The organism is Accumulibacter sp. (assembly GCF_023806635.1).
GTDB lineage: Bacteria > Pseudomonadota > Gammaproteobacteria > Burkholderiales > Rhodocyclaceae > Accumulibacter.
The window spans coordinates 1-7,138 of record NZ_JAMTDQ010000116.1 but is presented as its reverse complement, the minus strand read 5'-3'; the positions used below and the strand labels follow the sequence as shown (position 1 = coordinate 7,138).

Sequence of the window (7,138 nt, the reverse complement as noted above, 5' to 3'; positions counted from 1 at the left end):
TTCGCGGGATGAGCGAGCGCCTCAGCCCTCTGGGAGAGGAAGACGTAACAATGCGGACGCTTGATGTCCGGCGGCTGCAACGCGATCGCCTGCTACAACCGGGTCGGGCCTTCGGCTGGCAATGGACAGGCAACGGCGAGGAGGTGGCGTCGATCCAGATCCGCACGGAAGTCGACCGTGTGATGCTCAGCTATCGCAGCCGGAACAACGGTGGCGAATGGCAACCGATGGAGTACCCCGTCTATCTGGAATGGACACCCTGCAACCTCGGCGGTCGGCGCGCGTGGTTCCGCTGCCCGGCAACCGGATGCGGGAGGCGCGTGGCGATTCTGTATGGTGGTTCGATCTTCGCCTGCCGGCACTGCTACCGTCTGGTCTATGCGAGCCAGCGGGAAGCCGAGGACGATCGTGCGCGGCGGCGGGCGGAGAAAATCAGGCGGCGTCTGGGCTGGCCGGCGGGCATTGCCAACCCCGACGGCGGGAAACCCAAGGGGATGCACTGGCGCACGTTCGAGCGTCTGACTGCGGCCCACGACGCGTGCGCCGAGGCAACGCTGGCGGGGGTGGTGAAGTGGCTGGAGTCGATGAAGAGGCGGCAACGCGGTGTGTATGATGGCGGCGACGGCTGGTGATGAATCTGTTTCGCAAAAAACAGAGGGCCGATGCTGTTGCCTTTGCGGGAGGCAACGAGCTTCTTCTTAAAGCCTAGCCAGACACCATGGGAACCAAGCTTCCATCCTCAATTTCCATGACGAGTGTCGAGACACAGAGCGGTTGTTGAGGGATGCCGAGCCGAAACGTCTGATACTTGCCCTCCACGCTGCGCACTTGCTCGGGAATCGACTGTGCCAGTGATTCAATCAGCGGTCCGAACAGGTTCTGGTGGTAGTACGGGTCGCTGATCATCGACGCCTGTGCTACGCCTTGCATTTCGCCAAAGACCATGTGCTGCATGGTGAAATTACTCGGCACCTTGTGCCAAGGCGCGGAAAGAAAATCGGTCGCCGCGAGTTGGCGCAGCAGCGCCAGCTTTTCGGCATCCGTTCCCTGCATGACGTAGAACTTTCCAGCCAGGCGCAGGATGGTGCCGTCTTCTCCCGTGTACGCCCAAAGGTTGATAACCACTTCCGGGTTCTCCAGCGGGTGCCCGGTTGCCTGCCGATGTTTCATGGGTAATCTCCGAACAGTCAGCGCTCGTGGGAGGGCGACAACCTGCCAACCGGAGGGTTGATTGATAGTCGTATTGATAGTCGACCATCGGCCTGTACAAAAAAAGCCCATGAAGACATGGGCTTAATCGATACTTCTGGCGGAGAGGGAGGGATTCGAACCCTCGGTAGGCTCACACCTACGCCTGATTTCGAGTCAGGTACATTCGGCCACTCTGCCACCTCTCCGTCGGGCGCGAATATTAGCACAGGAACGCCCGGCTGCACGGATCGCGAGCCTCGCCGCTGCAAGTTCTCTCCGCTCCCGCGCGCGGCAACCGCCAGCGGGCCGGTGCGCTCAGCTTGCCGGGATCGTCGCCATGCCGCCAAAATACGGCCGCAGCACCGCCGGAATGCCGATGCTGCCGTCGGCGTTCTGATAGTTCTCCATCACCGCCACCAGCGTGCGCCCGACAGCGAGGCCGGAACCGTTGAGCGTGTGCACCAGTTCGGTCCGGTTGCGCTCATTGCGATAGCGGGCCGCCATGCGCCGCGCCTGGAAGGCCTCGAAGTTGGAACATGAGGAGATCTCGCGATAGGCGCCCTGCGCCGGCAGCCAGACCTCGAGATCGTAGGTCTTGGCCGACGAGAAGCCCATGTCGCCGGTACACAGGGTGACCCGCCGGTACGGCAGGTCGAGCAGTTCGAGGATGCGCTCGGCGTGCTCGGTCAGTTCCTCGTGCGCCGCCTGCGACTCGGAAGGGGCGACGATCTGCACCAGTTCGACCTTGTCGAACTGGTGCTGGCGGATCATGCCGCGCGTGTCGCGACCATATGAGCCAGCCTCCGAGCGAAAACAGGGCGTGTGGCAGACGAGCTTCAGCGGCAGGTCGGCCGCCGCCAGTATCTCGTTGCGAACGATGTTGGTGACCGGTACTTCGGCGGTCGGAATCAGGTACAGGGGCTCGGCGTCGGGGCGCGGAATGCGGAACAGGTCCTCCTCGAATTTCGGCAGCTGCCCGGTTCCCGTCAGGCTGGCGGCGTTGACCAGATACGGCGAATAGACCTCCTGGTAACCGTGTTCGGCGGTGTGGGTGTCGAGCATGAACTGCGCCAGGACGCGGTGCAGGCGCGCCAGCGGACCGCGGATCAGGCAGAAGCGGGTGCCGGCGATCTTGGCAGCGGTGGCGAAGTCGAGCTGCGCCAGCTTCTCACCGAGGTCGACGTGATCCCTGACGGCGAACTCGAAGTCGCGTGGCATTCCCCAGCGCCTGACCTCGACATTGTCGGCATCGGAGCGACCGACCGGCACGCTTTCATGCGGCGGGTTCGGCAGCGTCGCCAGGAAGTCGTCGAGTTCCTTGAGCAAGCCCCCGAGGCGGGCCTCATTGGCCTCCAGCTCTTCCTTCAGCGCTGCCACCTGCTGCATCAGGGCAGCGGCATCGTCGCCGCGCACCTTGAGCGCGCCAACCTGCTTCGACAGGCTGTTGCGCGAGGCCTGCAATTCCTGGGTGCGCGTCTGCAGCTGCTTCCGCTCGCTCTCCAGCCGCTGGAAACCGGCGCGGTCGAGGGTGAAGCCACGGCTGGCGAGCCGTTCGGCGACGGCGTCGATGTCGTTGCGCAACAGCTGGATGTCAAGCATGCTCAGTCCCTGTCCTTTCTGGCCTGGCGATCGAGCTCGCGCAGATGGGCGAGTTTCTCGCCGATCCGGATCTCGAGCCCACGCGCCACCGGCCGATACCACTCGACGGCCGGCATGCCCTCCGGGAAATAGCTCTCGCCTGCAGCGTAGGCTTCCGGCTCGTCGTGCGCGTAGCGATAGTCCTTGCCATGACCGAGGGTCTTCATCAGCCGCGTCGGCGCATTGCGCAGGTGGTGCGGCACCGGCCGCGAAGCGTCGTTGCCGATGAAGGCGCGCGCGGCATTATACGCGAGGTAGCCGGCATTCGACTTGGCCGCCATCGCCAGGTAGAGGACGGCCTGCGCCAACGCCAGCTCGCCTTCGGGTGAACCGAGTCGCTCGAAGCTCTCGGCAGCGTCGAGGGCGATGCGCGCGGCACGCGGGTCGGCGAGGCCGATGTCTTCCCACGCCATGCGGACGATCCGTCGCGCCAGGTAGCGCGGGTCGGCACCGCCATCGAGCATCCGGCAGAACCAGTAAAGAGCCGCATCGGGCGAGGAACCTCGCACCGCCTTGTGCAGCGCTGAGATCTGGTCGAAGAAGGCGTCGCCGCCCTTGTCGAAGCGCCGCAGGCTCTGGGCCAGAGCCTGCTCGATGAAGGCGCCGTCGATGCCCGACGGCTGCGCCTCGCTGCATGCCGTGGCGATCTGCTCGACGACGTTCAGCAGGCGCCGCGCGTCGCCATCGGCGAAACCGACCAGCCGCGCCCGTGCCTCGTCGCTGACACTCATCCCGGGCAACGCGTGCCGCAAGGCACGGTCGAGGAGTTCGCCCATCTCTGCGACCGACAGCGGCTGCAGGACGTAGACCGCAGCGCGCGAGAGCAGCGCCGAGTTGAGCTCGAATGACGGATTCTCGGTCGTCGCGCCGACGAAGGTCAGCAGCCCACCCTCGACATAGGGCAGGAAGGCGTCCTGCTGCGCCTTGTTGAACCGATGCACCTCGTCGACGAAGAGGATCGTCCGCCGGTCACTCCGGGCGCGGCTGACTTCGGCTCTGGCGACCGCCTCGCGGATGTCCCTGACGCCGGCAAAGACGGCAGACAAGGCGATGAAGTCGGCAGCGAAGGCGTCCGCCATCAGGCGCGCCAGAGTCGTCTTGCCCACGCCGGGAGGGCCCCAAAGGATCATGCTGTGCGGCTGTCCGGACTGGAAGGCAATGGCCAGCGGCTTGCCGGGTCCGAGCAGGTGCGCCTGCCCGATCACTTCGGCCAGCGTCCGTGGCCGCAGTCGTTCGGCCAACGGCACGTGCGGGTGGTCTGCGGAAGACAGGCCGATCATCGTCATTTCCCTTCAGCAAACAAGCGGCACGACCGGTCCCGACAGACCGGCGGGGTCGGGTTGATCGACCGTGCCAGCCTGCATGTCAAGCGCTTTCCCGCCGCACGCCGACCGCCGCGCTGCGAACCGCACGGTACGTCGCGAGACCGTCGGCGGCAGGATGGGAAACGTGAAATCCCGCACGGCGGCGATCGCCGGCAAGCGTATCGTCACGGCATCGCTTCGGGCGGTCCTGGCAGGAGGAATCGAGTTGAAAACGCAGAGAGTCCGCAGTGGCAGTGACCGGCGCCAAGACGACCTCGGGCGCCCCGGAAAGCTACCGGAACGCCGGCGGCAACCCGAGCGCCGGTTGCCGGAGCTGAGCGAGGCCGCCGACATCTCTTTCGAGGGCTTCCAGTTGCTCCTCGCCGAACTCAAGGAATGTACCAGAAAGAAGCGATCCGCAGTGCGCGGTTGAATGACAACGCCCCTCGCGGGCTACGCTCGGAGCGACCTGCCGGGCAGTGGCAATGCACTGCCTGCGCCGTCCGCTCCACCAGAGTCGCTGCGGAACCGTGCAATTCCGCCAAGCGACCAGGAGGCCGAGCTTTCCACCGGGTCCCCGCCCGGTTTTTTTTTGCCGGCGCCAGAGCCGCGCGGACAGCCGCCGCCGTGCCGCCGGCGGGAAAGCCCGCGCAGCCCTACGCTGCCGGAGCAGGAGTGGCGAAGGCGTCGGTGACCGACTGCTCGAGCTCGCTGAACGCTTCACCGACATAGTCGCTCAGCCGCTCGAGATGCGGCAGTTCATCGGTCGCGATGAGGCCGAAGAACAGCCGACCGGCATAGCTGAAGAGCGTGATGTTGAGCAGATTTCCCGGCGGCAGCGTGCTGATCGGGTGCAGTTCCTCGATCCGCGCACCCTTGACGTAGAGATGATGCGGCGGACCGGGCACGTTCGAAACCAGCGTATTGCCGTTGGCCGGTGGCAGGCGGCCGCTCAGGTTGAGTTTCTCGGCGATCAGACCGACCAGCGAGGTGATCACCGTGTAGGACTCGATCGCCTCCGGTGCCACACTGTCGATCAGCGTGCGCACGTTGCGCAGCGAAAAACCGATGTTGCGCAGGCGGACGTAGGGGTCATCCGTGGGCGCCGACAGCTCGACCTGCACGAAGCCGATCTTGTTGCCAGCGCCCTCGTCACCCTCTCGCCGCAGGTTGACCGGCATCTGGATCGTGATCGGCGTCCGCAACGACACGCCCTCGTCGCGCAGGTAGCGGTGCAGGGCCCCATCGAGGCAGGTCAGCGCCACATGGTTCAGCGTCGAGCGTGTCCGCGCCCGGACGGCGTTCACCCGCTGCATGTCGACGCAGGCGGACGCGAACTGCCGACCGGAAGTCACCTGACCGGTCAACGGCGTGTTGCCATCGGCGGCGAACGGCAGCGAGATGGCGTTCTTCGTCAGCTTGACGCTCTCCAGCAGCATCATCGCCGCCAGACGGCCAACCCCGAGAACGCGTTTGCCGGCACCGAGCAGATCACCGAGCAGCGAGGTCGCCAGCTTTTCGCGCTCGCGCTGCAGCCTGCGCTCCGCGTGCCCGTGGCGGACCGACCACACCGGCCGCAGGTCGCCATCGTCAGCGCTTGTCGACAGCGATTCCGCCGCCCAGCGCATCATCGTCACGCCGTCTGCACAGGCATGGTGCATCTTCAGGTACAACGCGAAACGTGCACCTCTCAGACCGTCGATGACATGCAGCTCCCACAGCGGTCGTGAGCGATCGAGCATCGGCTGGTGCAGCTCGGCAACCAGCTGATAGAGGTCGCGCTGGCCGTTCCTGCCACGCCGCAGCCGATGGTAGAGGACGTGCTGCTCAAGGTCGACGGTCTCAGCCTGGCGCCAACTCGGCATCGACGTCAGCGAGAACTCGATCAGCCGATTGAACGGTGGCTGAACATCGGCACAGGCGAGCATCTCGCGGTGCAGATCACTGGCGAAAACACTCTTCGACCCGGCCGGTCTCCTGCAGATCATCAGTCCACCAACGTGCTTCGGGCTCTCGGCCGATTCGGCGATGAAGAAACCGAAATCGAGCAGGGAAAGCTTGTTCATGACGGTCTCCTTGCGGGTCGGGCGGGAATGCGGTCAGCACAACAATCGGGCGACACCTTAACACAGCCCCCGATTTCTGGCGGCCGGCGCGCAGTCGTTTAGTGTGCGTCCTCTAGCGATGCCGGCTAGACTCGTCGGCGTTGGCTGAGTGACGGACGGGCAGCGGCAGCGACCGGCGCTGCCCCCTCCCCGCTTGAGAGAGAGCCACGGGCATGCGGTCCGGACTCTTCCGCAGCGTCGCCGCCGGCGACGTGCAGCCAGGACCCCTGGGCAAACGCCGGAAATCCGGCATCCCGTTCGACGAAGGAGATTCAAATGAGCAACCCAAGCAGCAACCTGATTGATCGTATGCACGCCGAACAACTGCTGTCCCAGACTCGCGAAGGACTGCGCAGGCTCTGGTTGTGCGGTCTGGGCGCCTACTCGCTGGCGACCCGCAGCAGCATGCAGACCTTCGCGGCGCTGGTTCGTGAAGGCCAGGCGATGCAGCCGAAGGCGCGCCGGCAGATCGAGGAAACGTCGGCCGAACTGAAGAGCAGCGCGACGGCGACGATCGAGCGCGGCGAGCAACTCGTACGGGAGCGCTTTCTCAGACCGCTCGACTTCGTCATCCTCGCCACGCGGCGCGACATCGAGCAACTCTCGCTGCGCGTCATCCAGCTTAGCGCTGAAGTCCAGAAGCTGGCCAGCGGCAAGATCAAGTCGCTGGACAAACCGGCAGCCAAGGCCGAAGCGGGCCCAATCGTCGGCAGCGCCTGAGCGGCTGCGGCTGCGGCTGCGCCGGCAGCGCGGCGGCCGATCGCCGGCCGGCCGGCCGCGCAGCGCGCGCGTCGGACCGCTGTGGCGACGCGCGCCGCGCTCACTGTTGAACCTAGATTCCTCTGTTAGGTGATTACCACAATTACTCATACCGTCGAGGCTGGGCGGATCAAGATGTCC

The 7,138-nt window shown here is 65.4% G+C and carries 7 protein-coding genes and 1 tRNA gene; 3 read left to right on the top strand and 5 right to left on the bottom strand.

Annotation, left to right across the window (positions count from 1 at the left end; all coding sequences use genetic code 11):
• Window positions 1–8 precede the first annotated feature (8 nt).
• A complete protein-coding gene (locus NFW30_RS19710) occupies window positions 9–632 on the top strand; it encodes a hypothetical protein (protein ID WP_295349574.1) in 624 nt (207 codons plus the stop codon).
• A gap of 73 nt (window positions 633–705) precedes the next feature.
• On the opposite strand, the gene NFW30_RS19705 is transcribed toward NFW30_RS19710, so the two are convergent.
• The 4 genes from NFW30_RS19705 to NFW30_RS19690 form a co-directional block, all read right to left on the bottom strand.
• A complete protein-coding gene (locus tag NFW30_RS19705) occupies window positions 706–1,170 on the bottom strand; it encodes a hypothetical protein (RefSeq protein ID WP_295349573.1) in 465 nt (154 codons plus the stop codon).
• Window positions 1,171–1,307: 137 nt separating this feature from the next.
• Window positions 1,308–1,397, bottom strand: a tRNA-Ser gene (locus tag NFW30_RS19700).
• A 109-nt stretch (window positions 1,398–1,506) separates the two neighbouring features.
• Window positions 1,507–2,790 (bottom strand): serine--tRNA ligase, encoded by a 1,284-nt coding sequence (gene serS, locus NFW30_RS19695; RefSeq protein WP_295349572.1) that lies wholly within the window; start codon window positions 2,788–2,790, stop codon window positions 1,507–1,509.
• A 2-nt stretch (window positions 2,791–2,792) separates the two neighbouring features.
• Window positions 2,793–4,115, bottom strand: a complete 1,323-nt coding sequence (locus NFW30_RS19690; RefSeq protein WP_295349571.1) for a replication-associated recombination protein A — start codon at window positions 4,113–4,115, stop codon at window positions 2,793–2,795.
• A gap of 163 nt (window positions 4,116–4,278) precedes the next feature.
• Here NFW30_RS19690 and NFW30_RS19685 point away from each other — a divergent pair, with 163 nt between their 5' ends.
• A complete protein-coding gene (locus tag NFW30_RS19685; protein WP_295349570.1) occupies window positions 4,279–4,566 on the top strand; it encodes a hypothetical protein in 288 nt (95 codons plus the stop codon).
• A 223-nt stretch (window positions 4,567–4,789) separates the two neighbouring features.
• Here NFW30_RS19685 and NFW30_RS19680 read toward each other — a convergent pair whose 3' ends face one another.
• Window positions 4,790–6,199 carry a wax ester/triacylglycerol synthase family O-acyltransferase gene (locus tag NFW30_RS19680; protein ID WP_295349569.1) on the bottom strand — a complete coding sequence of 470 codons (1,410 nt, stop codon included), beginning with the start codon at window positions 6,197–6,199 and terminating at the stop codon, window positions 4,790–4,792.
• 315 nt (window positions 6,200–6,514) lie between these two features.
• Here NFW30_RS19680 and NFW30_RS19675 point away from each other — a divergent pair, with 315 nt between their 5' ends.
• Window positions 6,515–6,958: a phasin family protein gene (locus NFW30_RS19675; RefSeq protein WP_295349567.1), complete on the top strand. Its 444-nt coding sequence runs from the start codon at window positions 6,515–6,517 to the stop codon at window positions 6,956–6,958.
• Window positions 6,959–7,138 lie beyond the last annotated feature (180 nt).

Coding starts and splice junctions, on each gene's coding strand:
- NFW30_RS19710 (WP_295349574.1), top strand. CDS start 9: ATGAGCGAGCGCCTCAGCCCTCTGGGAGAGGAAGACGTAACAATGCGG.
- NFW30_RS19705 (WP_295349573.1), bottom strand. CDS start 1,170: ATGAAACATCGGCAGGCAACCGGGCACCCGCTGGAGAACCCGGAAGTG.
- serS (WP_295349572.1), bottom strand. CDS start 2,790: ATGCTTGACATCCAGCTGTTGCGCAACGACATCGACGCCGTCGCCGAA.
- NFW30_RS19690 (WP_295349571.1), bottom strand. CDS start 4,115: ATGACGATGATCGGCCTGTCTTCCGCAGACCACCCGCACGTGCCGTTG.
- NFW30_RS19680 (WP_295349569.1), bottom strand. CDS start 6,199: ATGAACAAGCTTTCCCTGCTCGATTTCGGTTTCTTCATCGCCGAATCG.
- NFW30_RS19675 (WP_295349567.1), top strand. CDS start 6,515: ATGAGCAACCCAAGCAGCAACCTGATTGATCGTATGCACGCCGAACAA.